Origin of the sequence: Flavicella marina (assembly GCF_009193215.1) — a bacterium.
GTDB lineage: Bacteria > Bacteroidota > Bacteroidia > Flavobacteriales > Flavobacteriaceae > Flavicella > Flavicella marina.
Genome location: NZ_VYVA01000002.1, coordinates 254,833 through 278,632 on the forward strand (window position 1 = coordinate 254,833; position 23,800 = coordinate 278,632).

At 33.1% G+C, this 23,800-nt stretch carries 25 protein-coding genes; 11 read left to right on the forward strand and 14 right to left on the reverse strand.

Features of this window, described 5'->3' with window-relative positions; genetic code table 11:
- Window positions 1-27: 27 nt before the first annotated feature.
- The 6 genes from F6P99_RS05900 to pyrR form a co-directional block, all read right to left on the reverse strand.
- A complete protein-coding gene (locus F6P99_RS05900; protein ID WP_152286536.1) occupies window positions 28-660 on the reverse strand; it encodes a hypothetical protein in 633 nt (210 codons plus the stop codon).
- A 7-nt stretch (window positions 661-667) separates the two neighbouring features.
- The gene (rmuC, locus tag F6P99_RS05905; RefSeq protein WP_152286537.1) at window positions 668-2,098 is read right to left on the reverse strand and encodes a DNA recombination protein RmuC; all 1,431 of its coding nucleotides are present in this window, start codon (window positions 2,096-2,098) and stop codon (window positions 668-670) included.
- Window positions 2,099-2,193: 95 nt separating this feature from the next.
- Window positions 2,194-3,114, reverse strand: a complete 921-nt coding sequence (locus F6P99_RS05910; RefSeq protein WP_193316010.1) for a ribonuclease Z — start codon at window positions 3,112-3,114, stop codon at window positions 2,194-2,196.
- A gap of 13 nt (window positions 3,115-3,127) precedes the next feature.
- A complete protein-coding gene (locus F6P99_RS05915) occupies window positions 3,128-3,457 on the reverse strand; it encodes a ribonuclease Z (RefSeq protein ID WP_152286538.1) in 330 nt (109 codons plus the stop codon).
- Window positions 3,458-3,489: 32 nt separating this feature from the next.
- The gene (locus F6P99_RS05920) at window positions 3,490-4,419 is read right to left on the reverse strand and encodes an aspartate carbamoyltransferase catalytic subunit (RefSeq protein ID WP_152286539.1); all 930 of its coding nucleotides are present in this window, start codon (window positions 4,417-4,419) and stop codon (window positions 3,490-3,492) included.
- A 2-nt stretch (window positions 4,420-4,421) separates the two neighbouring features.
- Window positions 4,422-4,964, reverse strand: a complete 543-nt coding sequence (pyrR, locus tag F6P99_RS05925) for a bifunctional pyr operon transcriptional regulator/uracil phosphoribosyltransferase PyrR (RefSeq protein ID WP_152286540.1) — start codon at window positions 4,962-4,964, stop codon at window positions 4,422-4,424.
- Between the two features lie 314 nt (window positions 4,965-5,278).
- Between pyrR and F6P99_RS05930 the strand changes: the two genes are divergently transcribed.
- From F6P99_RS05930 to F6P99_RS05940, 3 genes are all read left to right on the forward strand, one after another.
- The gene (locus F6P99_RS05930) at window positions 5,279-6,646 is read left to right on the forward strand and encodes a tetratricopeptide repeat protein (RefSeq protein ID WP_152286541.1); all 1,368 of its coding nucleotides are present in this window, start codon (window positions 5,279-5,281) and stop codon (window positions 6,644-6,646) included.
- Window positions 6,647-6,758: 112 nt separating this feature from the next.
- On the forward strand, window positions 6,759-7,685 hold the full coding sequence (locus F6P99_RS05935; protein WP_152286542.1) for a DUF368 domain-containing protein: 927 nt from the start codon (window positions 6,759-6,761) through the stop codon (window positions 7,683-7,685).
- A 3-nt stretch (window positions 7,686-7,688) separates the two neighbouring features.
- A complete protein-coding gene (locus F6P99_RS05940) occupies window positions 7,689-8,708 on the forward strand; it encodes a DUF368 domain-containing protein (RefSeq protein ID WP_152286543.1) in 1,020 nt (339 codons plus the stop codon).
- 71 nt (window positions 8,709-8,779) lie between these two features.
- Here the strand turns inward: F6P99_RS05940 and folD are convergent, their stop codons facing one another.
- From folD to msrB (F6P99_RS05960), 4 genes are all read right to left on the reverse strand, one after another.
- Window positions 8,780-9,652: a bifunctional methylenetetrahydrofolate dehydrogenase/methenyltetrahydrofolate cyclohydrolase FolD gene (folD, locus tag F6P99_RS05945; protein ID WP_152286544.1), complete on the reverse strand. Its 873-nt coding sequence runs from the start codon at window positions 9,650-9,652 to the stop codon at window positions 8,780-8,782.
- Between the two features lie 23 nt (window positions 9,653-9,675).
- Complete coding sequence (gene ffh / locus F6P99_RS05950; protein ID WP_152286545.1) at window positions 9,676-11,004, reverse strand: signal recognition particle protein; 1,329 nt, start codon at window positions 11,002-11,004, stop codon at window positions 9,676-9,678.
- 130 nt (window positions 11,005-11,134) lie between these two features.
- The gene (gene msrB / locus F6P99_RS05955) at window positions 11,135-11,521 is read right to left on the reverse strand and encodes a peptide-methionine (R)-S-oxide reductase MsrB (RefSeq protein WP_152286546.1); all 387 of its coding nucleotides are present in this window, start codon (window positions 11,519-11,521) and stop codon (window positions 11,135-11,137) included.
- A gap of 5 nt (window positions 11,522-11,526) precedes the next feature.
- Window positions 11,527-11,985, reverse strand: a complete 459-nt coding sequence (gene msrB, locus F6P99_RS05960; RefSeq protein WP_152286547.1) for a peptide-methionine (R)-S-oxide reductase MsrB — start codon at window positions 11,983-11,985, stop codon at window positions 11,527-11,529.
- A 122-nt stretch (window positions 11,986-12,107) separates the two neighbouring features.
- Here msrB (F6P99_RS05960) and F6P99_RS05965 point away from each other — a divergent pair, with 122 nt between their 5' ends.
- Window positions 12,108-12,902, forward strand: coding sequence for a M48 family metallopeptidase (locus F6P99_RS05965; RefSeq protein ID WP_152286548.1), 795 nt, complete (start codon window positions 12,108-12,110; stop codon window positions 12,900-12,902).
- Here F6P99_RS05965 and F6P99_RS05970 read toward each other — a convergent pair whose 3' ends face one another.
- Together F6P99_RS05970 and F6P99_RS05975 are read right to left on the reverse strand one after the other, a co-directional pair.
- Entirely contained in the window at window positions 12,903-14,540 is a 1,638-nt protein-coding gene (locus tag F6P99_RS05970) for a M1 family metallopeptidase (RefSeq protein ID WP_152286549.1), read from the reverse strand. It abuts the gene before it with no gap.
- A gap of 85 nt (window positions 14,541-14,625) precedes the next feature.
- Window positions 14,626-15,051, reverse strand: coding sequence for a nucleoside-diphosphate kinase (locus tag F6P99_RS05975; protein ID WP_152286550.1), 426 nt, complete (start codon window positions 15,049-15,051; stop codon window positions 14,626-14,628).
- Between the two features lie 179 nt (window positions 15,052-15,230).
- Between F6P99_RS05975 and F6P99_RS05980 the strand changes: the two genes are divergently transcribed.
- From F6P99_RS05980 to F6P99_RS06005, 6 genes are all read left to right on the forward strand, one after another.
- The gene (locus tag F6P99_RS05980) at window positions 15,231-16,262 is read left to right on the forward strand and encodes a DHH family phosphoesterase (RefSeq protein ID WP_152286551.1); all 1,032 of its coding nucleotides are present in this window, start codon (window positions 15,231-15,233) and stop codon (window positions 16,260-16,262) included.
- Complete coding sequence (locus F6P99_RS05985; protein ID WP_152286552.1) at window positions 16,252-16,785, forward strand: FKBP-type peptidyl-prolyl cis-trans isomerase; 534 nt, start codon at window positions 16,252-16,254, stop codon at window positions 16,783-16,785. The genes F6P99_RS05980 and F6P99_RS05985 overlap by 11 nt, the downstream gene beginning before the upstream one ends.
- Before the next feature lie 15 nt (window positions 16,786-16,800).
- On the forward strand, window positions 16,801-17,775 hold the full coding sequence (locus tag F6P99_RS05990) for an FKBP-type peptidyl-prolyl cis-trans isomerase (protein ID WP_152286553.1): 975 nt from the start codon (window positions 16,801-16,803) through the stop codon (window positions 17,773-17,775).
- A 4-nt stretch (window positions 17,776-17,779) separates the two neighbouring features.
- On the forward strand, window positions 17,780-18,661 hold the full coding sequence (locus tag F6P99_RS05995; protein ID WP_152286554.1) for an FKBP-type peptidyl-prolyl cis-trans isomerase: 882 nt from the start codon (window positions 17,780-17,782) through the stop codon (window positions 18,659-18,661).
- An 88-nt stretch (window positions 18,662-18,749) separates the two neighbouring features.
- Window positions 18,750-19,790, forward strand: coding sequence for a peptidylprolyl isomerase (locus F6P99_RS06000; protein WP_152286555.1), 1,041 nt, complete (start codon window positions 18,750-18,752; stop codon window positions 19,788-19,790).
- Entirely contained in the window at window positions 19,790-20,356 is a 567-nt protein-coding gene (locus F6P99_RS06005) for a phosphatase PAP2 family protein (protein ID WP_152286556.1), read from the forward strand. The genes F6P99_RS06000 and F6P99_RS06005 overlap by 1 nt, the downstream gene beginning before the upstream one ends.
- Window positions 20,357-20,426: 70 nt before the next feature.
- Here F6P99_RS06005 and F6P99_RS06010 read toward each other — a convergent pair whose 3' ends face one another.
- Entirely contained in the window at window positions 20,427-20,798 is a 372-nt protein-coding gene (locus F6P99_RS06010; protein WP_152286557.1) for a PUR family DNA/RNA-binding protein, read from the reverse strand.
- Window positions 20,799-20,882: 84 nt separating this feature from the next.
- Window positions 20,883-22,634, reverse strand: a complete 1,752-nt coding sequence (locus tag F6P99_RS06015; protein ID WP_152286558.1) for an ABC transporter ATP-binding protein — start codon at window positions 22,632-22,634, stop codon at window positions 20,883-20,885.
- A gap of 176 nt (window positions 22,635-22,810) precedes the next feature.
- On the opposite strand from F6P99_RS06015, the gene nusB reads away from it, so the two are divergent.
- Entirely contained in the window at window positions 22,811-23,749 is a 939-nt protein-coding gene (gene nusB, locus F6P99_RS06020) for a transcription antitermination factor NusB (RefSeq protein WP_152286559.1), read from the forward strand.
- Window positions 23,750-23,800 lie beyond the last annotated feature (51 nt).

Consider the following 23,800-nt stretch of genomic DNA (forward strand, 5'->3'; position numbering starts at 1 on the left):
GCCGTTTCGATTTCGAAACGGCTTTTTTTATATACTGCTAACCAAACTACCTGAGCTGGTTCTTATTTTTTCAATTTTAGAGATGATGTTGAACGTGTGGTATTCGCCGATTCTTGGATCGAAGAATTCTTCACTTCTGTATGTGATTTTAACGGCTTTATGTTTTAGGTTTTTGTACTCAGTATAGAGGTCTATATCACTCTCTATATGGTTCAACCAATAAAACTTTTTGGTTTTTCCTTCCCCGTCTTTTAAAGAAAAACTCACGAATTGATCTTCTTCAATTTTTGTAATTTTCCCAGTAATCGTGTTTTGTGCGACCACTTCCTTTTGAACAGTTTCTTTACTTCTTTTAGAGATTTCGATCAGTATATTTGGACATACACCAACCATTTTTAAACCGATAAGTTCACCAAGAGCTTCTCCTTCCTCATCAATATTATTAAGGTCTATTTTATGGTCTTTTTTAATTTTTTTCTTATACGGCCTTGCGGCATCTATCATACACAAACCCAATTGCATATTAAAATCTTCACCAACAATGGTATCGGCTACTTTATCTAGACAATTACAAGTGTCGTCGATAATCTTGTCCATGTAGTCTTGAGCAAAGCTGTTGTTTGCGATCAGCAGCGTAAATAATAAGATAATTTTTTTCATAGTATTTTTATAAATCGTTTTCTTGAGCACGTTCTAGTATAGAAGTCGGTAAAGATTTTTTGGCTTTGGCTCCGAGTAGTTTAATTTTGTTAACGCTATTAATTAAGTTCCCTTTACCTTCATAAAGTTTGTTCATAGCTGCACTGTAATCTTTTTTTGTGTCGTCCATTTTTCTACCAACCTTTATCAAATCTTGTAACAAACCTTCGAACTTATCATACAAAGCACCGGCTTGTCTCGCTATTTCAATGGCATTTTTTTGTTGTTTTTCATTTTGCCACATACTATCAATCGTTCGCAGTGTAGCAAGTAGCGTAGAAGGGGTAACAATCACTATATTTTTTACAAAAGCTTTGTTGTAAAGTTCGCTATCTGCTTCTAAGGCAACGGCAAATGCAGGTTCAATAGGGATAAATAACAACACAAAATCTGGAGATTCTATTTGATGTAAATCTTCATATTTTTTGGCACTCAATTGATCTACATGACGTTTTAAAGAATTCACATGTTCCTTTATATAAACTAGCTTTTCATCTTCATTTTCGGCATTGACATATTGTTCGTAGGCAGTTAATGAAACTTTAGAGTCCACCACCATTTTTCTGTTGTCCGGTAGGTTGATGATGACATCTGGTCGTAATCTTGTTTTTCCTTCTTCTTCTGTAGCAAAGCTTTTTTCTAAATCATACTCGCGACCTTTTTCTAATCCAGATTTTTCTAAGACCCTCTCTAAGATTAATTCTCCCCAGTTTCCTTGAGTCTTACTGTCACCTTTCAATGCTTTTGTCAGATTTATGGCTTCTTGGCTCATTTTTAAATTGAGCTTTTCTAAACCTTCAATTTGTTGTTTTAACGCTGAGTTTCGAACAATACTTTCTTTGTTTGTGTCTTCTACCTTTTTTTCAAATGTTTGAATTTTTTCTTTTAAAGGGTTTAAAATCTCACTGATACTTTCTTTATTCTGTTCTTTGAATTTGGTTGACTTCTCGTCTAAAATTTTATTCGCTAGATTTTCAAATTCTTTGGTGAATTTTTCTTGAAGTTTTTCTACTTCATTTTTGTTCTCTGTCAGTTTCTCTTCTGTATTTTTTAATTCAGCTTCTTGTTTCGTGAATGCTATAGATAGTTGATTGTTGGTTTGTCGAAGTTTTTCTAATTCTTCTTCTTTCTGACTTCTTAGAGCTTCCATGCTTTTAGAGTGCTCTATTTTAAGAGATTCTATGGTTTGTTCGGACTTTGCAATGGTTTGTTGCAAAGTCGATTTTTCTGTTAGAAAAGTTTCATTTAATTGCTGCAGTTGTTGCTGTAATAAATTGTTTTTTTCAGATAAAGCAATTTCATTTTTTTCAGCATTTAGTTTTGCAATTTTTTTACCGATAAGATATCCTATTACACTGGCTATAATAAAATTGGCGATAATTAGGAGTGGGTTTTGCATTGAATGATTTTTAAAAGGTGCTATATGCACAAATTTAAACAATAAATAAAAGGAAGAGTATCTCTGAAAGCAGAAACTTTTAACAAATATCAGAGTTAGAAAATCTCGAAAATCTTACCACTTTCTGCCAATGAAACGTTTGAAAATATTGACTGTGCTTCTTCTCTAAATTTTTCTAAATCATCGTATCGTGAAGAGTAATGCCCTAAGATCAGTTGTTTCACTTCTGCCTGTTTTGCAATAGATGCGGCTTCTTTTGCAGTCGAGTGTTTGGTTCTTGTGGTTAATTCTTTTTTGTCTTCTAAAAATGTAGACTCATGATACAATAGATCGACAGATTTTATGAAGGGAACTATGTCTGGTTTGTACGCGGTGTCACTACAAAAAGCATAGCTCAATGGTTTTTTAGGGGGGAAGGTGAGTTTTTCGTTTGCAATCGTGTCGATACCGTTTTCATAAACAAAATCTTTTCCTTTTTTTAAGTTATGGTAGTCACAGATTTCTACTTCTGGATTCAGTTGGATAGCATCCATATTCAATTTTCGTTCGCCTAATTTTTCTTTGAACAAAAATCCATTTGTATATACTCTATGATCTAAAGGAATGGTAAAAACTTGCACCTTTTTATCTTCAAAAATTAGTTCACTTTCTTTGTTTTCTAATTCGTGAAAATACAAATGATATTTTGTCCAAGATTTTGCCAGTTTCAATTGTAGTGTAATGACTTCCTTGATTCCTTTTGGACCGTAGATATGCAGATCATTTTCACGATTGTGTAATCCAAATGTCGATATCAATCCAATCAATCCATAGAAGTGATCTCCGTGCAGATGAGAAATAAATATATGTTTAATTTTGGCAAATTGTACCTTGTGTTTTCGAAGCAAGGTTTGTGTTCCTTCTCCGCAATCAATTAAGAAGTGACGTTCTTTGATTTCTAAAAACTGAGCAGTTGGGTGTGCATTGAGTCTTGGAGTAGCAGAATGACATCCTAAAATTGTGAGTTTTATGCTCATGTTTTTTGTTTGATTATAAGCCTAAATCTCTTTCAATTGCATCCATTTCTAAAGTGTCTTCTGCTTCTATCAATGTAGGCACAACGCTTAATGTTTCGTCTTCTAAATCGTCAATCTCTACAGTATCTGTAATCAAAATAAACGAGGTACCATTTTCTTTCTTTTTCATAGAAATATCAGAAAATGCATCTACATCAGAAGCGCTAAGATTGAAAGCGTCTAAAAAATTAATAATTAAATTTTCTGATTCATAACTAGAAAAATCAATAGCAGCTAGAAAACTTTCTAATGAATTTTCAGATGGACTTATTAAAGTATATGTTTCTTTTTTTTCAATATTCATTTCACAAAAAATTTACAATGATTGAAAGCTAATTAACGTTTGATTTGTTCGGCTAATAAATATATACAAGCCATACGAACTGCAACACCATTTTCTACTTGATCTAATATAATCGATTGATCTGAATCGGCTACGTCACTTGTAATTTCAACCCCTCTGTTTATAGGACCTGGATGCATGATCACAATTTCTTTATCCAAGGAGTTTAACAACTCTTTATTGATTCCGAATAACTGAGTATACTCTCGTGTTGATGGAAAATATTTGATATCCATACGCTCGTGTTGTACTCTTAATACATTCGCAACGTCGCACCATTCTAGTGCTTTTCTAAGGTTCGTTTCTACTTTTACTCCCAAACTTTCGATATGCTTCGGAATCAATGTCGTCGGACCACAAACTTTTACTTCTGCTCCTTGAAGTTTTAGCGCAAAAATGTTTGAAAGGGCGACACGTGAATGCAAAATATCACCAATAATAACAACTTTTTTTCCTGCGACATCTCCTAACTTTTCGCGTATCGAATAAGAGTCGAGCAAGGCTTGTGTAGGATGTTCATGTGTTCCGTCACCAGCATTGATAATTTTTGCATCAACATGTTCAGAAAGAAAAACACCTGCACCTACATTCGGGTGACGCATTACCACGATATCAACTTTCATCGATAAAATATTATTTACCGTATCGATCAATGTCTCACCTTTTTTTACCGACGATTGCGCAGCTGAAAAATTTATAACATCTGCAGATAATCTTTTCTCTGCCAATTCAAAAGAAAGCTTCGTTCTGGTACTGTTCTCAAAAAACAAATTCGCAATGGTAATATCTCTAAGAGAAGGAACCTTTTTTATAGGTCTATTGATTACTTCTTTAAAATGATCAGCAGTTTCAAAAATTAAATCTAGATCTTCACGATTTAGATGTTTAATTCCAAGTAAATTGTTTACACTTAATGATTTCATTCTTAATTGTTCGTTGTTAAATATACTGCATCCTCCGAATCATTTTCTTTCCAATGAACAGATACTTTTTCTTTATTAATAACATCAACTTGTCTTCCTCTATAATCTGGCTGAATAGGTAAATGTCTACTAAATCTTCTATCAATCAACACCAAAAGTTCTATTTGTTCTGGTCTACCGTAAGACTGTAAAGCTGCCAAAGAAGCATTGATGCTTCTACCTGAGTATAAGACATCATCAATAATAACAACCTTTTTACCTTCTACCAAAAAATCAATTTGAGTTGAGTTCGCTTCCAATGGAGCTTCACGTCGTCTAAAATCATCTCTGAAAAAAGTGATGTCTAGTTTCCCTAGTAAGATGTCTTTTATTTGATACTCTTCTTTAAGTAATTGGGCTAACCGATCAGCTAAAAAGGTTCCTCTGGGTTGTAATCCTAAAAGAACAGTATTGGAAAAATCATCATGGTTTTCGATCAACTGACAAGCCAATCTGTGTAAGATGATTTCTATTTCTTTAGCATTTAGTAAAATTTTATCACTCATATGTGTTTGAAAAAAGCTACGTTTTTATGAAAACAAATATACTCAAAGTAATATGTTTTTTTTAGATATGTCAAAATATTTTCAACGAATATGCTGAGTATAAAAAGGAAATATTTTCAGGCGTTTTTTGATGAAAATCGAAATATGGACTTTTTTGAGTTTCGATATTTTATTCATTTGATTGATTAACAATGTGCTAATAGATTGGTTTTGTTGATTAAATTGTTAAAAACAATTTTAATTTTTCGTATATTAAGAATAGAGAAACAGTAATTTTAAACATACAGTTCAAGTTCAACTTAAATTTATTAGATATGTCATTGTCAAAATTTGAATCTATGTTGAAAACCAACAAAGTGTATTTTTTTGATTCTTCAGAATTTGAAGAGATCATACATCATTATTTAGATAATGGTCGCCATGCCTTGGCAAAAAAAGCTGTTAAGTTAGGCTTAGAACAACATCCAACTTCTGTTTTGTTAAAACTTCTAAAAGTAGAACTCTATATATTTGAAGAAAAATTTGAAAAAGCAGAAAGGTTATTGAACGATTTAGAAGCTATCGAACCGAATAACCAAGAAATTTATATTCAAAGAGCTGCTATTTTTTCTAAAGTAGACAAACATAAAGAAGCGATTGACACTCTAAAGGTTGCTTTAGAATATACAGATGACGTTGCCGACGTTTCATCTTTGTTAGCTATGGAATATTTGTATCTAGATGATTTTGATCAAGCGCGACTGAATTTTGCAAAATGTCTAGAAGTAGATTATGAAGATTATTCATCATTGTACAATATTATATATTGTTTTGATATGGATGAGAAACATGAAGAAGCGGTAGTTTATCTGAATTCTTATATAGAAACAAATCCATATTGTGAGGTTGCTTGGCATCAACTCGGAAGACAATACATTGTTCTCGAGAGGTATGAAGAAGCATTGCGTGCATTTGATTATGCCGTGGTTATTGATGATTCCTTTATCGGTGGTTATCTAGAGAAAGCAAAAACCTTAGAAATATTAAAAAGGTATGAAGAGGCGATCGAAAACTATTCTATTTCTTTAGAATTAGACGATCCAACGGCTTTTGTTTATCTGCGTATAGGAGACTGTTTTCGAGAGTTGGGCGAACTAAAAAAAGCTGCAGAATTTTATAAGAATGCTGTAAATGAAGATCCTTTGTTAGACAAAGCTTGGATGAGTTTGACAGATGTGTATTTCGAGCTAGAAGATTTTTCTAAATCATTGTATTATATTAAAAAGGTACTATCTATTGATGAATTCAATGCAGTATATTGGAGAAAGTATGGCGAAATAAATATCAAACTTTCTTTTTTTGAAGAATCTATTCAGGCATTTAAACGTTGTTTGAGTTTAGACGATAAAGCCTTGGAAATATGGTTGGCTTTGGTGGATGTTTTGTATTATATCGGTGATTACACCCAAGCGTTGAATCAATTGATTCAAGCAAAAAATTACCATAAAAATGCAGCGGAAATTGAATACAGAATGTTTGGTGTGTTTTTGCAATTAGATGATAAAGATGCTGCCTTTATACACTTGAAAAATGGATTAGCCATAGATTTTGAGTTTTCTGAAGTAATGAAAGAATTATACCCAGGTTTTTTTAAACTGGTCGAAGTAAAAGACATTATTTCCACCTTTAACAAAGCAAAATAATTAAGAATTAAAAAGATAATAAAACTCAATGAAAATTGAGTTTTTGTTTTTTTATACCATTGCTGTATTTTTATTATGAATAATACTACATTTGTTCAAAATCAAATAAACTATGAGTAGATCAATCAAAGGGTATGTAACCTTGTTTTTCAAAGGTGTGGCTATGGGAGCTGCAGATGTTGTGCCTGGTGTTTCAGGAGGTACCATTGCTTTTATATCTGGTATATATGAAGAGTTGTTAGGCAGTATTAGCAGTATCGGATTCGGAACATTAAAAACACTAAAGAAAGAAGGAGTTGCAGCTTCTTGGAAAGCAATCAATGGAAATTTTTTAGCTACATTGTTGTTTGGAATAGCAGTGAGTGTAGTTTCATTAGCAAAAGGAATATCTTATTTATTAGATACAGAACCGATATTATTGTGGTCGTTTTTCTTTGGTTTGGTTTTGGCCAGTGTAGTTTTCATTGGTAAAGAAATAAAAAAATGGAATATTGCAGCAGTTGCATCTCTTGTTATAGGTACGGTTGTGGCATATTATATAACTATAGTAGAGCCATTGGTGTCAGATGAAGCTTCATTGTTTTTTTATTTTATTTCAGGAGCATTGGCAATTTGTGCCATGATTTTACCGGGTATTTCAGGTTCCTTTATATTGGTATTATTAGGATCGTACAAGATGATTTTGGAAGCAATTCATTCAAGAGATTTACAATTGATTGCTACGGTTGGAGCAGGAGTGGTTGTTGGTTTGTTGAGTTTTGCGAAGGTATTAAAATGGTTGTTTGCTAAATTTAAAAATGTAACACTCGCAGGATTGACAGGTTTTATTATTGGCTCTTTGAATAAGATATGGCCATGGAAAGAAACACTTAGTACACGTATCAATTCACATGGCGAAGAAGTTCCTCTTTTACAAAAAAGTATCAGTCCTTTTTCAATCGAAGACAATCAATTGTTCATGGCTGTTGTGTTTGCCATATTAGGTTATGCTATAATTCTTATTTTAGAGAAAGTTCAAAGCGATAAACAAACAAATTAATATATGGCAAGCCAAAGAAACTTGAAAGACAATATCCTTTTGTTTATCAAAGGATTGGCTATGGGTTCTGCAAATAAAGTACCTGGGGTTTCTGGTGGTGCAGTAGCTTTTGTTTTAGGCTTTTATGAAGAAATGATTTATACTTTTCAAAAGATAAATCTTAAAGCTCTGAAACTTTTACTTGGCAGACGTTACAAAAGTTTGTTTGAATACTTAAACATTTCATTTTTACTTCTAGTAATGGGAGGGAGTTTGTTTAGTTATTTCAGCGTCTCTATTCTTTTAGATTATTTACTGCAGCATTACGAAACACGGGTTTGGAGTACTTTTTTTGGAATGATTTTAGGTTCCATTTATTATATCGCGGTCAATTATAAGTATTGGAGTTTAAAGAATTCATTATTTGTGGTATTGGGTATTGTGTTAGGAGCGGCATTGAGTTACCTACCTCCAGCTACTGAAAATAGTAACTTATGGTTTGTATTTGCATGCGGAGTTATTGGTGTGAGTGGTATGACTATTCCCGGACTTTCAGGGTCGTTTCTTTTAATGCTATTGGGTAATTATGTGTTGTTACTTGTCGATAGTGTGAATGTTGTTTTTGATGTTTCTACATCGGTCTTGATGGGAGATTTTGAGGTGCTTTCAATCGATAGAAATATCAAATACTTAAAAATTGCAACAACATTTTTCTTTGGATCTTTTTTTGGATTGGTTACGTTTTCACATGTGTTAGGTTATGTGTTAAAGCGATGGAATCATATAGTGATTGCTTTGATAATCGGATTTATCACAGGCTCGTTAGGAATGGTATGGCCATGGAAAGAGAAAGTTTTTGCCATTGAAGATGAAGTATTTCTGTTGAATAACAACGGCGAGAAAATAGTGGAAAATTATATAAGATATTTACCAGATATGAATCTGTTAGAAAATTGGATTCTTATCGGATTCGTTTTGTTAGGTATAGCGATTGTATTGAGCATAGATTACTACGAACGAAAAAGAAAAGCGGAAACTATTTAGTTTCCGCTTTTCTTTTTCTTTAAAATTATGCTTGTGCTTGTGTTGGTAGCTGAGCTTGTCGAAGCCACCCTTTATTTTCTACTACAAGCCAATAAAGTGTTCTTTAATAACATTGCAATGGTCATAGGTCCAACTCCTCCTGGAACAGGTGTTATAAACTCTGCCTTTTTACTTACACTTTCGAAATGTACATCACCAGCGAGTCTAAACCCACTTTTCTTAGATGCATCGTCTACACGTGTAATTCCAACATCGATAATTGTTACGCCTTCTTTTACCATATCACCTGTTAAGAATTCAGCGATACCCAAAGCAGCAACAATGATATCAGCCTCTTTGGTGATTTCTTTTAGGTTTTTTGTTCTACTGTGTGTTAATGTTACAGTTGCATCACCAGCAGCTCTTTTCTGACTCAATAAAATACTCATTGGTCTACCTACAATATGACTACGACCAATAACAACTACATTTTTACCTGAAGTTTCTACCTCGTAACGTTCTAATAATTCCATAATACCATATGGAGTAGCAGGTAAGAATGTTGGCAATTCTAAAGCCATTCTACCTACGTTCGTAGGGTGAAAACCGTCTACATCTTTATCTGGGTCAATCGCCATCAAAACTTTGTGCTCATCGATATGCTTTGGTAAGGGTAATTGAACGATAAATCCATCAATTTCAGGATTGTTGTTCAAATCTTCGATTACTTGCAGTACTTTTTCTTCGGTAGTTTCTTCTGGAAGCTCTATCAAAGTAGATTCAAAACCTACCAAATTGCAAGCTTTTACTTTTGCACCTACATAGGTCATACTTGCACCATCTGTACCTACTAATACTGCTGCAAGATGAGGAGTTTTATCTCCTTTATTTTTAATTTCTGTTACAGCTTCAGCAATTTCTGCTTTGATATCTGCAGATGTTTGTTTTCCGTCTAATATTGTCATTGTAGAGTATATTTATGGTGAGATTAACGCATCCCTTTCATCATTTGCATCATTTGTCTTCCGCCACCACCTTGCATCATTTTCATCATTTTGCTCATTTGGTTGAACTGCTTCATTAATTGGTTCACTTCTTGAATACTTGTTCCAGATCCTTTTGCAATTCTTTTTTTACGGCTAGCGTTGATTGTTTTAGGGTCAGATCTCTCGCTAGGTGTCATAGAATGGATAATTGCTTCAATCCCTTTAAAGGCATCATCATCGATGTCTACATCTTTCATGGCTTTTCCAACACCTGGAATCATTCCCATCAAATCTTTCATGTTACCCATTTTTTTGATTTGTTGAATTTGATTCAAGAAATCATCAAAACCAAATTGATTTTTGGCAATTTTCTTCTGGATTTTTCTAGCTTCTTCCTCATCATATTGTTCTTGAGCTCTTTCCACCAAAGAAACAACATCTCCCATTCCCAAAATTCTATCGGCCATACGGTCTGGATGGAAAACATCAAGCGCTTCCATTTTTTCACCTGTACCAATAAATTTGATTGGTTTGTTTACAACTGATTTAATAGATAAGGCAGCACCACCACGAGTATCACCATCTAATTTTGTTAAAACAACACCATCAAAGTTTAGTAAGTCGTTGAATGCTTTTGCCGTGTTTACAGCATCTTGCCCCGTCATTGAGTCAACAACAAACAAAGTCTCTTGAGGAGAAACTGCTTTGTGGATGTTAGAAATCTCTGTCATCATTTCTTCGTCAACAGCCAAACGACCCGCGGTATCAATGATCACCGTGTTTTTTCCGTTTGCCTTTGCATGCTTTATGGCATTTAAAGAAATTTCAACAGGATTTTTATTTTCAGGCTCAGCGTACACTTCAACACCAATTTGTTCTCCAACAACCTGTAATTGATTGATGGCAGCAGGACGATATACATCACATCCAACCAACAATACTTGTTTTGTTTTTTTATTTTTTAAGTAATTCGCAAGTTTACCAGAAAACGTAGTTTTACCAGAACCTTGCAAACCTGACATTAATATCACAGAAGGACTACCAGCTAAATTTACACCAACAGTTTCGCCACCCATCAACTCTGTCAATTCATCTTTTACGATTTTTACAAGCAGTTGACTTGGGTTCAATGTAGTCAATACATCTTGCCCCATTGCTTTGTCTTTTACTCTACTGGTAAAATCTTTGGCAATTTTATAGTTGACATCTGCATTAATTAAGGCTTTTCTAACTTCTTTCAATGTTTCAGCAACATTTACTTCTGTTATTTTTCCATGTCCTTTTAATACATGTAAGGCCTTATCTAGTTTATCACTTAAATTCTGAAACATACTTTTTAACTAAGTTTTTTAAAGCGACAAAGATAGTAGAAAGTCAAAGTTTTTCAAAGGATGAATTCATTTTTATTTGTTATAGAAACCAGACAGTTTTAGAGCTTGTTTTTTAATGAAAATAGCTGTTTTATTCTTTGTTAAAATCAATTGAAACTGAATTCACACAATACCTCAATCCTGTGTCTGTAGGACCGTCATTAAAGACATGGCCTAAATGTCCGTCACAAGTTTTACAAACAATTTCGGTACGAATTCTACCGTGACTTGTGTCTTTTATATATTCGATTTTATCAGGTATGGCTTGGTCAAAAGAAGGCCAACCACAATGTGCATCAAATTTTGAATCGGATTCAAATAAGGCGGTTCCGCATCCCTTACAAGTGTAGGTACCTTCTTCAAAATGTAAGTTGAATTTACCTGTGTGTGGTCTTTCGGTTCCTTTTTCTCTCAAGATGTAAAACTCTTCTTCGCTTAAGATTTGTTTCCATTCTTTTTCAGATTTTTTCGTGCTCATAAAAATTACTTTGTTGGTTTGAATTTTAAAGATACTGAATTGATGCAATAGCGCAAGCCAGTAGTTTCTTTTGGACCATCGTTAAAGACATGTCCTAAATGGCCATCACAGATGGCACAAACTACTTCAGTTCTTTTCATTCCGTAACTGGTGTCTTCAATTTCTTCAACGTTACTTTTTATAAATCGATCAAAGGAAGGCCATCCACTATATGAATTGTATTTGTTTTCAGAACGGAATAGAGGTGTATTGCAACCAGCACAATTGTAAACTCCCTTTTCATAATGTTTGTTGTATACTCCCGACCCCGCTTGCTCTGTACCTTTTTCTCTTAAGACGTAATATTCAGAATCGCTTAAAATTTGTTTCCATTCTGATTCGGTTTTTACAACTTTCTCTTGTGAATAGCCAAATGAAGTCGATACAATCAAAACGAATAGTGCTATAATTTTATTTAAATGCATTGTATGTGATTTATATTTTGAGATTTTGACGATGTAATGTGAAAAAACTTACCTGATATACTTCAAATATTGAACAAATCATTCGGTTTAATTTTATATTTGCATAAAAATAAAAAGATAAGATGAGAAATTCGATACTAGTTTTTGCTGTATTTATGTTTGTTGTAAGTTGTTCAACTGTGCCAATCACAGGAAGAAAACGCTTGAATTATGTTTCTGATGCTGATGTGTTACCAACAAGTTTTGCTCAGTATAAAACATTTTTAAGTGAAAATACCCTTTCAAAGGATAAACAGAAAACTGCGGAAATTCAAGAGATAGGAGAAAGAATTTCAAAGGCTGTTACTAAGGTAATGAAGAACAATAACATGTCTAAAGAGGCTGAAACATACGAATGGGAGTTTAATTTGGTGCAAGACAGTACAATGAATGCATGGTGTATGCCAGGAGGTAAAGTGGTTTTTTATACGGGGATTTTACCTATAGCAAAGAATACCGATGGGATTGCGGCAATTATGGGGCATGAGATAGCCCATGCATTTGCAAAACACGGACAAGAAAGAATGTCTTCTGCACAATTACAGCAAATGGGTGCTGTTGCTGTTGCAGCTGGAAGTTCTCAAGAGTCTACTGAAGAGCAATTAATTTGGAATATGGCTTATGGCGTTGGCTCTCAATTAGGAATGCTAAAGTTTAGTAGACAACATGAAACTGAAGCAGATCGATTGGGAATGGTTTTTATGATTATTGCGGGTTATAACCCAGAAGAAGCAGTGAATGTTTGGAAAAGAATGAAGCAAGTAGGCTCTAGTGCTACTCCAGAATTTATGAGTACGCACCCTTCAAATGATTCTAGAATTAAAGATTTACAGTCATTTATTCCAGAAGCGAAAAAGTTAGCAGAGAAATATAAGTAATTAGTCTACTTCTTTCGATTCGATATATAAATTATCATCTACGACAAAATCTGTGATTTTATGTGGTAATTTCAACTTTTTCCATGAAGTAGAAGGAGTCAGCCTAATTTGTCTTTTGTTGAGATATGCAAACATGGGCATGTCAAAGTTTTCTATACAGTTTGTCCAACGATATTTCAGTGTTTTTCTTTTTATTTCATATTCAAATACAGGGATTTGAGTAGTTCTTAAATATTGGTCAAAAACTTTCGAAAAGTCAATTCCTGAATAATCACAAATATACTTTTCAAGTTCTTTTGAGCTAACAGTTTTGTGGTAAAAAGATTGGTTTATTCCTATTAACATTAATCGCCAAGTACCATCATTACCGATTACATGTCTCATGGTGTGCAGCATGTTCGCACCTTTGTAATACATGTCATCAGAACCACGGTTGTTTACATTGTATTGTCCGATAATTGGTTTGTCATTTTTGATGTTTTTTCTCAGTCCGATAATGTATTCTTTCCCAGCTATAGCTCCAAATTCTTGCTCTAAATAAAGAGCTTCAGAGTAATTAGTGAAACTTTCGTGTATCCACATGTCGGCAATATCTTTATGAGTAATGTTATTCCCAAACCATTCGTGACCCGACTCGTGTATGATGATAAAATCAAATTTTAAACCCCAGCCAGTTCCACTTAAATCAGTTCCGAGATAACCATTTTTGTATTGGTTACCATATGCCACTGCAGATTGATGTTCCATACCTAAAAAAGGAACTTCTACGATTTTATAACTGTCTTCGTAAAATGGATACGGTCCGAACCAAAACTCAAAGGCATCTAACATTTTTTCAACTTGTAAAAACTGTTTCTTTGCTTTAGGAAAATTTTGTTTCAAACAATAATAATCACAATCTAAGACTCCAGCTTTTCCTTTATAATTTTTTTGATAACTTACATAATTACCTATGGATAAAGAAACAGCATAATTGTTGATTGGGTTGATTACTTTCCAATGGTATGTTTTCGTTTTTTTTATGGTGTCTAATGCGATGTCAATCAATTTACCATTACCAACAGCAACTAAATCTTTTGGAACCGTATAAAAAAGTTCTACTCCGTTATCGGGTTCGTCATATGGATGGTCTTTGCACGGCCACCATAAGCTTGCGCCGTCACCCTGACAACTCGTAGCGACAAAATCAATTTCGTTGCTGTCTTTTGTCCAAGTAAATCCACCTTCCCATGGCGCTTTATCAGTTGTTTTTGGACGGCCTTCAAAATCAATAATTAGTTCTTCTGTAGCGTCAATGACTTGTTCTTTTTGCAATTCTATTAAGTAAATATTTCCATTTTTCTTGAAAGAAAGATCTTTTTGGTCTTGGGTTGCTTTCATTAGTTTCATTGGTGATTGCAATTCGATCTGAAGGAGGTTAGAAGAGGTTTCTAATACTTTATAGGTGATTTTGTTTGTACCTGAAATGAATTTATTTTCAATTAAAACATCAATAGAAAGTGAGTATTTTTGTAAGTCCCACCAAATTCTGTTTTCTGTGATGCTTCCTCGAAGACTGTCTTGCTGAGTGAAATTGAGTTTTTGACTATGGAAGGTGATACTATTTAAAAAAACAATAAGAATAGCAATCTTTTTCATAAAAAGTGATGTTGGTTAGGGTAAATATAAAAAAAGACCGCTGTTAACACAAGCGGCCTTTATAAATAGTATGTTTATTTAATTTTTATGAAGAAAAAAGCTCTTCATTTGAAAAGTAAAAAGCACTTTCTATTGCTGCATTTTCATCACTGTCAGAACCGTGAATGGCATTGTTTGTTGTAGATGATGCATACAGTTTTCTAATAGTTCCTTCTACGGCTTCGTCAGGGTTCGTAGATCCTATAAGTAAACGAAAATCTTCTACTGCATTTTCTTTTTCTAGAACAGCTGCTACGATTGGTCCACTTGTCATGAAAGCTACCAATCCTTCGAAAAAAGGTTGTTCTTTATGAATGGCATAAAACGCTTCAGCTCTTTCCACTGTTAGTTGCGTAAGTTTCATGCCGATAATTTTGAATCCTGAAGCACAAATTTTTTCTAAAACCGCTCCAATATTTCCATTCTTTACAGTGTCGGGTTTCAACATCGTAAAAGTTCTATTTGTAATCATTTTAGATTTCTCTTAAGTTAATGCGACAAATATACTTTTTTAATGTGAATGCCAAAGATATAAGGGAAATATTAACCGAAAGTAAACAGGTTGATCTAAAAAAAACACCCCTATTTTTTAACTTTTTTTTTGGAATGTGTTGAAACTTGTAGGATAATTAAATTGTATATTCGCGAATTATGAATGAAAAGCAAATCTCTGCTATAAAGGAATTGTTATCAGTTCCGAGAAATATAGTGCTAGTAGCACACAAAAATCCGGATGGAGACGCCATAGGTTCTACTTTGGCAATGCAACATTACTTAACCCAAAAAGGACATACAGCTACAACCGTTTTACCGAACGATGTACCTGAGTTTTTACAGTGGTTGCCTGGGGTTGAAACGGTTTATAAATACGACAAGCAAAACAAACAATCGAAAAGAGCACTCGATAATTCTGAAATTATTTTTGTGTTGGATTTCAATGCTTTTCATCGCGTTGGTGAAGACATGCAAAAGGCGCTTGAGAGTTATCAAGGTACGTATATCATGATTGATCATCATCAACAGCCTGATGTAATTTCTGATTTTATTTATTCAGACACATCGATCTGTTCGACTTGTCAAATGGTTTATCAGTTTATTGATATGCTTGGTGATATTGAATTGATAGATGAAAACATTGCGACGTGTTTATATACTGGAATTATGACCGATACAGGGTCTTTCCGTTTTCCATCAACGACTAGTACCACCCATAAGATTATTGGCGATTTGATTGATAAAGGAGCTGATAATGCAAAAATTCATGACAAGGTTTTCAATACAAGTTCTTATAGTAGGTTGCAATTGATGGGGGCTGCTTTGAGTAATCTAAAAGTATTGCCAGAATTCCATGCTGCCTATATTACTTTGTCTCAAGAAGAATTGAATTCGTTTCACTATCAGAAAGGTGATACAGAAGGTTTGGTAAACTATGGACTATCAATTAAAGGAATTTATCTAGCAGCAATTTTTATTGAGGATGAGGAGCAAGATATTATCAAAATTTCTTTGAGGTCTAAAGGTAATTTTTCAGTGAATCAATTTTCTAGAAATCATTTCAATGGAGGTGGGCATGACAATGCTGCCGGAGGTAGATCGAATGTAACTTTAGAAGAAACGGTGCAAAAATTTGTTGGTTTATTACCTCGGTATAAAGAAGAATTAGAAACGTCATATGAGAGTTAGTATCTTTTTCTTGTGTTTTGTTTTCTTGTATTCTTGTAAGGATTTAGAGCCAAGAAAGCCAGTTAATTTGCCTAAAAAAAGTGAATTGCAACAATCAATTGAATTGAATAAACAATTGTTTGGGTATGAACAAGAATTGATTGAGCAATATATAAAATTAGATACGTTGTATAGTTATACGAATTCTCACAAAGGATTTTGGTATTCGTATATTCATAAAAAAGAGAAAGGAGTAACACCGGTTAAAGGAAATACAGTTACCTTTGAGCAAGAGATTCTAGCGTTGGATGGAACTGTTTTGTATGATAAAGACAGAATAGGTCAAAGAAAATATGTTGTTGATAAAGAGCATATCACGAAAGGCTTAAAAGAAGGAATCAAGTTAATGAAGGTGGGAGAGGAGATGAAGTTTATCTTTTCTTCTTTTGTTGCTTTTCGAATGAATGGAGACAACGAAGGTATTATTCGTGAAAACGAACCGGTAATATGTAAATTAAAACTAATAGAAATAAATAACAATTAAATTAAAACAATAAAAATGAAAATTAAAAGTATCGCAATTCTTGGATTGGTAGCTACAGTAGCATTCACTTCATGTAATAAACAAAGTCGTCAAGATAGTTTAGCATCAGAATTAGATTCTGTGAGTTATGCACTTGGGTTAGATATGGCAAATAAAATAAAATTAAACTTCCCTAATGCGAATGGAACTGCTTTTATTGATGGGTACGAAGACGCAGCTGATACAAGTAGTGTAAAAGTAAAATCGAGTAGTATCGATGGTATTTTGAGAGCGTTTTTCATGAAAAAACAGCAAGAAGCTATGGCAAAAGCTGCAGATTCTACAGCTTCTCAAGAAACAGAAAAAGTAAATAATAATACTAGTTCTGAGTTGTTGAGTGAGTACGATACAGTAAGTTACGCACTTGGATTAGATATGGCTTTAAAAATGAAGCCAAATTTTGAAGAAATTAATGATCCGTTATTCGTGCAAGGGTATAGAGACTTTGATCAAGAAAATGTATTGTTAGAAATCAAAGACTTGGACAATATTTTGAGAACGTTTTTCATGGAAAGACAACAAAAGAAAGCTGAAGAGCAAGCAATGAAGGAGTTTGGAGCTGTTAAAGAAGAAGGAATCAAATTCTTAGAAGAAAACAAGTCAAAAGAAGGTGTTGTTGTTTTGGAAAGCGGATTGCAATATAAAGTTGTAAAAGAAGGAAATGACACAAAACCATCTGCTACTGATAATGTTACTGTACACTACCACGGAACTACTCCTGATGGAACAGTGTTTGATAGTTCTGTAGATAGAGGAGAGCCTGCTAGTTTTGGTTTGAATCAAGTAATTAAAGGATGGACTGAAGGATTACAATTGATGGGAGAAGGTGCTAAGTACACATTTTATATTCCTCAAGAATTAGCTTATGGTGCAAACCCAAGAGGAGGTGGACCAATCAAACCTTTTATGCCATTAGTTTTCGAAGTAGAATTAATCAAAGTAAATAAGTAAGCATATGAAGTCTTTAAAAGCATTTTTATCATTCTTATTAATTGTAACGTTGACTTCTTGTCTTTCAGATCCTGAACCTGGTATTGAGCAATATTACGAGAATAGAGATGATGGAATTGCTTTTTTAGAGGCAAATAAATCGAATGAAGGTGTTATTGTTACCGATTCTGGTCTTCAGTATAAAGTTGAAACCGAAGGAATCGGAGATTTTATTTTAGAGTCTGATTTGGTTCAAGTTCATATCACAACTTCGAAAATTGACGGAACTGTTTTGTACAGTACAGAAAGTACAGATGTTGAAGATCTAGAATTTGCTGAAGTAAATAGATTTATATCTGGAATTGTTGAAGGATTGCAATTGATGAAGCAAGGAGGAAAACATACTTTATATATTCCTCATGAATTGGCTTATGGTGAATTTATATTTAACAATATTGATCCCTTCTCAGTGATTGTTGCTGAAGTTGAAGTTGTGAGGGTTGGAAATGATGATACAGATTTTTTAGTTGAAAATGCTGAAAAAGAAGATGTGATAACGACAGAAAGTGGTTTGCAATATAAAATAGTTTCTGAAGGTGAAGGTGATTTTCCAACGGTAGATAGCCTGGTAGATGTTAATTTAAAGGGTACCTTGATTGACGATTCAGAATTTGTAAACACATGGGGAACAGGTGAAAATGGTGCAAACGCTCCATTGATAAACTTATCTTTAAGTACTACGATTGCTGGAATTACTGAAGGGCTGCAATTGATGAAACCAGGAGCAAGGTATGTTTTTTACTTGCCATATCAACTTGGATATGGTGTCGAAGGACGCACAACTTCAGGAGGTGTAGATATTCCCCCGTATGCGACGTTGATTTTTGATATTGAATATATCGAATAAAACTTTTGCTAAGATAAAATTATTAGGTAGCAATTTTTATACAAAGTGTATAGGAATTGCTACTTTTGTTTTTATAAAAAATACATCTATGAAAAGGATTCAGTTAATTATTGCGATTGCTACATTTTCGATTTATTTGTTCTCATGTGATTCCAAGCATCCAAGTGATGGTGTTTTTGCAGATATCATTACCGATAAAGGAACGATGATTATTGATTTGCATTACAAAGAAACTCCTATTACAGTTGCTAATTTCGTTGCACTTTCAGAAGGAAAGAGCCATCAAGTGGTAGATAGTTTAAAAGGTAAAAGGTTTTATGATGGATTGACATTTCATCGGGTAGTGCCTAATTTTATGATCCAAGGAGGTGATATTTTAGGAAATGGAAAAGGATCGCCAGGATATACTTTTGAAGATGAATTTCCGAAAGATAGTTTAGGGAATTTGTTGTTTCGTCATGATGGAAAAGGAATTGTTTCTATGGCAAACTCAGGACCGAACACAAATGGAAGTCAGTTTTTTATCACGCATCAAGAAACACCGTGGTTAGATGGAAAACATACTGTTTTTGGGAAAGTCATCGATGGGTTAGAAATTGTAGATTCTATACAACAAGGTGATCAAATATTGTCTGTTAAAATCATAAAAAAAGGTAGTGACGCTAAAAAATTCAATCCAGAAAAAGCAATTGAAGAAGCACGAAAATTACTTGAAGAAAATATAAAAATAGCCGCTGAAAAAAGAGTAAAGGATAGCATTCGATTTTCTCAAAAGATTAATGAAGTTGAAGCGAAACAGTTTCCTTCTGGTTTAAAAGTTCTTTATTTGAATTCAGGTAATGGTAGAAATCTAAAAGATGGAGACCGCATTAAAGTACATTATACAGGGTATTTTTCGGATGGAAGTATTTTTGATAGTTCTAAAAAGAGGAATCGACCTTTTGAATTTACGTTAGGAGTTGATAGAGTTATTGAAGGCTGGACAGAAGGTATGAAGTATATGAAAGTTGGATCGAAAGCTAGGTTGTTTATCCCGTATGAATTAGGATATGGTGAGCGTGGTTATGGACCTATACCTGCTAAATCAAAACTAATATTTGAAGTTGAAATTATAGATATAGTAAAATAATGTTTGAAAAAATAATTGGTCAAGATAAAGAGTTACTGATATATTTAAACAATTTAGGAAATCCTGAATGGGATGAATTTTGGTTGTTTATTACAAATCAATTCAATTGGATACCTGTATTTTTGGTTGTAATTTTTTTGTTTTTTAGATATCTAGGTTGGAAAAAAGGTTTGTTGTTTTTAGTTGTTTTGGCAATAATGGTTACTTTTTCAGATCAATTCACAAATTTCATTCGTGTAGTGTTTTCAAGGCTACGTCCCAATAATGATCCTGAAATACAAGATCAATTGAGAATATTAATCAATCCTCAAAACTTTAGTTTTACTTCGGGGCACGCCACTACTTCGACTACGGTAACTGTTTTTGCAATTCGAATTTTGCGTCGATACACAAAGTTAATTTATTTGTTTGTCCTCTTTCCGTTATTTTTTGCTTACAGTAGGTTGTATTTAGGAGTGCATTTTCCTATAGATATCATTACCGGAGCTTCCATAGGAGCAACAATTGGTTACAGTTTTTCAAAACTATATGAATATTTATGCAAAAAGATTTTCTGGACTTATTGAAAATATGATATCGTGTAAAAAAAAAACTCTATCAAGAAATTGATAGAGTTTTTTTTACAATATGTTATGTTTAGATGTCTTCGAATTTTACATCAGTAAAACTGTTTGAAGCACCTTCTGCAACAGCATGAGCTTCTTTATGCTCTTCTCTATTGAAATCTTTTTGGTGACGTTCGCTAATCACTTCTGAACCTTTTTCGTTTAAAATGAAGTCAGTAGCGGCTTTTAACATTTCGTTGAATTCATTAAAATCTTCTTTGTAGATGTAGATTTTATGTTTTTGATAATGAAAAGAACCATCATCATGTGTGAATTTTTTACTTTCGGTAACAGTTAGGTAGTAATCTCCTGCTTTTGTAGCTCTTACATCAAAAAAATAAGTTCTTCTTCCGGCTCTTAATATTTGTGAAAATATCTCTTCTTGTTCAATGTTATCTTTCATGCTTTTTTTGTGGTTTAAAAAAATTAAAAAATTTTAGATTACATCACAAATCTAAAAAAATAATTTACTTGACAATATTTTTTTTTATTCTTTTTCTAAAAGTTGTTGTTCGTACAAATCTTTGTAATAACCCTCTGTTTCTATAAGGTTATTGTGATTTCCTTCTTGAATAATTTTTCCGTTTTCAATTACAATTATTCGATCTGCATATTTGGCAGATGATATTCTATGACTTACTATTAAAGCTGTTTTTTTGTCTAAAATTCTTTGTAGGTTTTTGAGAATCAGCTCTTCAGTTTCTGTGTCTACTGCAGATAAGCAATCGTCAAATAATAAAATTTCTGGATTTTTGATCAGAGCACGTGCAATTGAAATTCGTTGTTTTTGACCGCCAGAAATGGTGATTCCACGTTCGCCTAGCACGGTTTCATAACCTTCCTTAAAACCGCTAATATTGTCATGTATTACTGCATCTTTCGCTGCGTTTTCAATCATTTTTTGATCTGCTTTTTCAATTCCGAAACGTATATTGTTGGCTATAGAATCTGAAAATAAGAATGGGTCTTGAGGAACTATACCTATATGTTTTCTGAATTCATAAAGATTTTGCTCTTTCAAATCAATTCCATCAACAATTACAGAACCCTTACTAGGGTCGTACATACGCGCAACTAAATTAATGATACTCGATTTTCCACTACCTGTTTTTCCTAGAATTGCAACAGTTTCACCTGAGTTTATTGTAAAACTTATTTTATTCAAAGCTGTAATATTTGTGTCGTCATAGACCAAGCTAACATTGTCAAATACTATTTTTCCTTCAAGTTTTTCTGGTTGTTTGTCACCACTTTTTATTTCTGGTTCGTGTTTTAAAAATTCATTAATTCTTTTTTGAGAAGCTTCAGCTTGTTGTGTTGTAGAAGTTACCCAGCCAACAATAGCAACGGGCCATGTCAACATATTTACGTACATGATGAATTCTGCGATTGTACCAATTGAAATGACACCATTGATGTATTGCAAACCTCCAACATACAATACAATTAAGTTGCTAATACCAATTAGCAAAATCATAGATGGAAAGAAGAGTGCCTGCGCTTTGTACAAATGAATATTCTTGTCTTTACTGGTGTTAGAAAGGTTGGTGAAGCTATCAATCATATTTTGTTCTGTATTGTATGATTTAATAACATTGATACCAGAAAAAATTTCTTGTCCAAAGGTGGTCAAATGCGATAAATATTCTTGAACGATAGTACTTCGTTTATGAATGATTTTACTCAAGTAAAAGACTGAAATCGATAAAAGAGGAAAAGGGATCAAAGTATACAAAGTAAGCGTGATGTCTATATGGATCATTTTGTAAATAGCAACGCTAAATAGCACCAACATATTTATGGTGTACATAACAGCAGGACCCACGTACATTCTAACTTTACCGACATCTTCACTAATGCGGTTCATCAAGTCACCCGTTCTATTTTTTTTGTAAAAATTTACAGACAAACGCTCATATTGTTGAAATATTTCGTTCTTCAAATCAAATTCTATCAGCCTAGAAGTAACAATGATGGTTTGTCTCATTAGAAAGGTGAAAAACCCAGATAAAAAGGCTAATCCAATAATTATTGAAATATTATAGAGTAATTCATCTTCTACAATTTCGATGTTTGATACAACTCCAGTGCGGTAATCATCTGCAATGTTGATAGAGTTTTTTACGACCTCTGGGACTTTTACAGCAAAATATTTCGAAAGGATTGAAATTATTATTCCGGCTATGAGTCTGTATCGGTATTTGTAAAAGTATTTATTTATATGTTGTAACGCTTTCATTTAGAGGGGCGACTTGTGTATAAATTTAAAGCATGCAAGATACATGATTAATTGAAAACAAGAAGATATATAAATGTGATTTATCCATTAAAAAAAGCATAAAATTATCGAAGGCACAATAAAAATAAGTAGTACTTTTGTGCTGAATTAAAAACAAATCTTTTAAGTTCTTTCAAATGATAAATAGAAGACATATTCGTGTTAAAGTGATGCAGTCTGTATATGCATTAACAACGGCTAACAGCGACAATATTGTTAAAGAAGAAAATTTTTTAATACATAGTATTGATAAAATGTACGACCTGTATGTTTTGATGTTGGATATTTTACCAAATGTTAAAAATCTTGCTGCTGAGCAAATAGAAATTTCTAAAAAGAAACATTTTGCTACAGAAGAAGATTTAAATCCGAATACCAAGTTTGTCGATAATAAAGTTATTTCTTTGATTGAGGATAGTATTTCTTTTCAAACGTATAAAGAAGAGCATGGATTGAACAATTGGCATATAGAAGAAAAATACATAAGAACTATCTTTGAAAACTTGCAAAAGAGCACTTTGTATAAAAAGTACATGGAGAATGAAGATACTTCATTCAAAGGTGATGTAAAGTTTATCATCCAGTTTTATTCAGAATTTATAGCTCCTAACGAGAAGTTGGCTGATTATTATGAAGACATCAATATCAGTTGGGTTGATGATATACCTTTCGTAAATACATGGGTTGTAAAGACCTTGCAAAACTTAAAAGCGAATAAATCATTGGTTTTGGGTGCTATGTATAAAGATGCTGATGACAAACAATTCGTGAGTGATTTGTTCAGAAAAACGGTATTGAATCATACAAAGTTTGAAGAAGAAATTAAAGATAAAACTCCGAACTGGGAAACCGATAGGATTGCAGATTTGGATATGATTATTATAAAAATGGGTATTTGTGAGTTTTTGAATTTTCCATCAATACCTACCAAAGCTACAATAAACGAGTATATCGAAATTGCGAAAGATTATTCTACTGCGAAAAGTAGTTTCTTTATCAATGGTGTACTTGATAAAGTTTGTAAAGATTTTGAGAAATCAGATCGTTTGAAGAAAATAGGTAGAGGACGACTTTAACAAATAATTAATCGAAGGGATTATTTCTCAAACGCTAGTTAATTGTTATTT

Bases quoted from the DNA above. Each gene is read 5' to 3' on its own strand.
- F6P99_RS05900 (WP_152286536.1), bottom strand. From the start codon at position 660: ATGAAAAAAATTATCTTATTATTTACGCTGCTGATCGCAAACAACAGC.
- rmuC (WP_152286537.1), bottom strand. From the start codon at position 2,098: ATGCAAAACCCACTCCTAATTATCGCCAATTTTATTATAGCCAGTGTA.
- F6P99_RS05910 (WP_193316010.1), bottom strand. From the start codon at position 3,114: ATGAGCATAAAACTCACAATTTTAGGATGTCATTCTGCTACTCCAAGA.
- F6P99_RS05915 (WP_152286538.1), bottom strand. From the start codon at position 3,457: ATGAATATTGAAAAAAAAGAAACATATACTTTAATAAGTCCATCTGAA.
- F6P99_RS05920 (WP_152286539.1), bottom strand. From the start codon at position 4,419: ATGAAATCATTAAGTGTAAACAATTTACTTGGAATTAAACATCTAAAT.
- pyrR (WP_152286540.1), bottom strand. From the start codon at position 4,964: ATGAGTGATAAAATTTTACTAAATGCTAAAGAAATAGAAATCATCTTA.
- F6P99_RS05930 (WP_152286541.1), top strand. From the start codon at position 5,279: ATGTCATTGTCAAAATTTGAATCTATGTTGAAAACCAACAAAGTGTAT.
- F6P99_RS05935 (WP_152286542.1), top strand. From the start codon at position 6,759: ATGAGTAGATCAATCAAAGGGTATGTAACCTTGTTTTTCAAAGGTGTG.
- F6P99_RS05940 (WP_152286543.1), top strand. From the start codon at position 7,689: ATGGCAAGCCAAAGAAACTTGAAAGACAATATCCTTTTGTTTATCAAA.
- folD (WP_152286544.1), bottom strand. From the start codon at position 9,652: ATGACAATATTAGACGGAAAACAAACATCTGCAGATATCAAAGCAGAA.
- ffh (WP_152286545.1), bottom strand. From the start codon at position 11,004: ATGTTTCAGAATTTAAGTGATAAACTAGATAAGGCCTTACATGTATTA.
- msrB (WP_152286546.1), bottom strand. From the start codon at position 11,521: ATGAGCACGAAAAAATCTGAAAAAGAATGGAAACAAATCTTAAGCGAA.
- msrB (WP_152286547.1), bottom strand. From the start codon at position 11,985: ATGCATTTAAATAAAATTATAGCACTATTCGTTTTGATTGTATCGACT.
- F6P99_RS05965 (WP_152286548.1), top strand. From the start codon at position 12,108: ATGAGAAATTCGATACTAGTTTTTGCTGTATTTATGTTTGTTGTAAGT.
- F6P99_RS05970 (WP_152286549.1), bottom strand. From the start codon at position 14,540: ATGAAAAAGATTGCTATTCTTATTGTTTTTTTAAATAGTATCACCTTC.
- F6P99_RS05975 (WP_152286550.1), bottom strand. From the start codon at position 15,051: ATGATTACAAATAGAACTTTTACGATGTTGAAACCCGACACTGTAAAG.
- F6P99_RS05980 (WP_152286551.1), top strand. From the start codon at position 15,231: ATGAATGAAAAGCAAATCTCTGCTATAAAGGAATTGTTATCAGTTCCG.
- F6P99_RS05985 (WP_152286552.1), top strand. From the start codon at position 16,252: ATGAGAGTTAGTATCTTTTTCTTGTGTTTTGTTTTCTTGTATTCTTGT.
- F6P99_RS05990 (WP_152286553.1), top strand. From the start codon at position 16,801: ATGAAAATTAAAAGTATCGCAATTCTTGGATTGGTAGCTACAGTAGCA.
- F6P99_RS05995 (WP_152286554.1), top strand. From the start codon at position 17,780: ATGAAGTCTTTAAAAGCATTTTTATCATTCTTATTAATTGTAACGTTG.
- F6P99_RS06000 (WP_152286555.1), top strand. From the start codon at position 18,750: ATGAAAAGGATTCAGTTAATTATTGCGATTGCTACATTTTCGATTTAT.
- F6P99_RS06005 (WP_152286556.1), top strand. From the start codon at position 19,790: ATGTTTGAAAAAATAATTGGTCAAGATAAAGAGTTACTGATATATTTA.
- F6P99_RS06010 (WP_152286557.1), bottom strand. From the start codon at position 20,798: ATGAAAGATAACATTGAACAAGAAGAGATATTTTCACAAATATTAAGA.
- F6P99_RS06015 (WP_152286558.1), bottom strand. From the start codon at position 22,634: ATGAAAGCGTTACAACATATAAATAAATACTTTTACAAATACCGATAC.
- nusB (WP_152286559.1), top strand. From the start codon at position 22,811: ATGATAAATAGAAGACATATTCGTGTTAAAGTGATGCAGTCTGTATAT.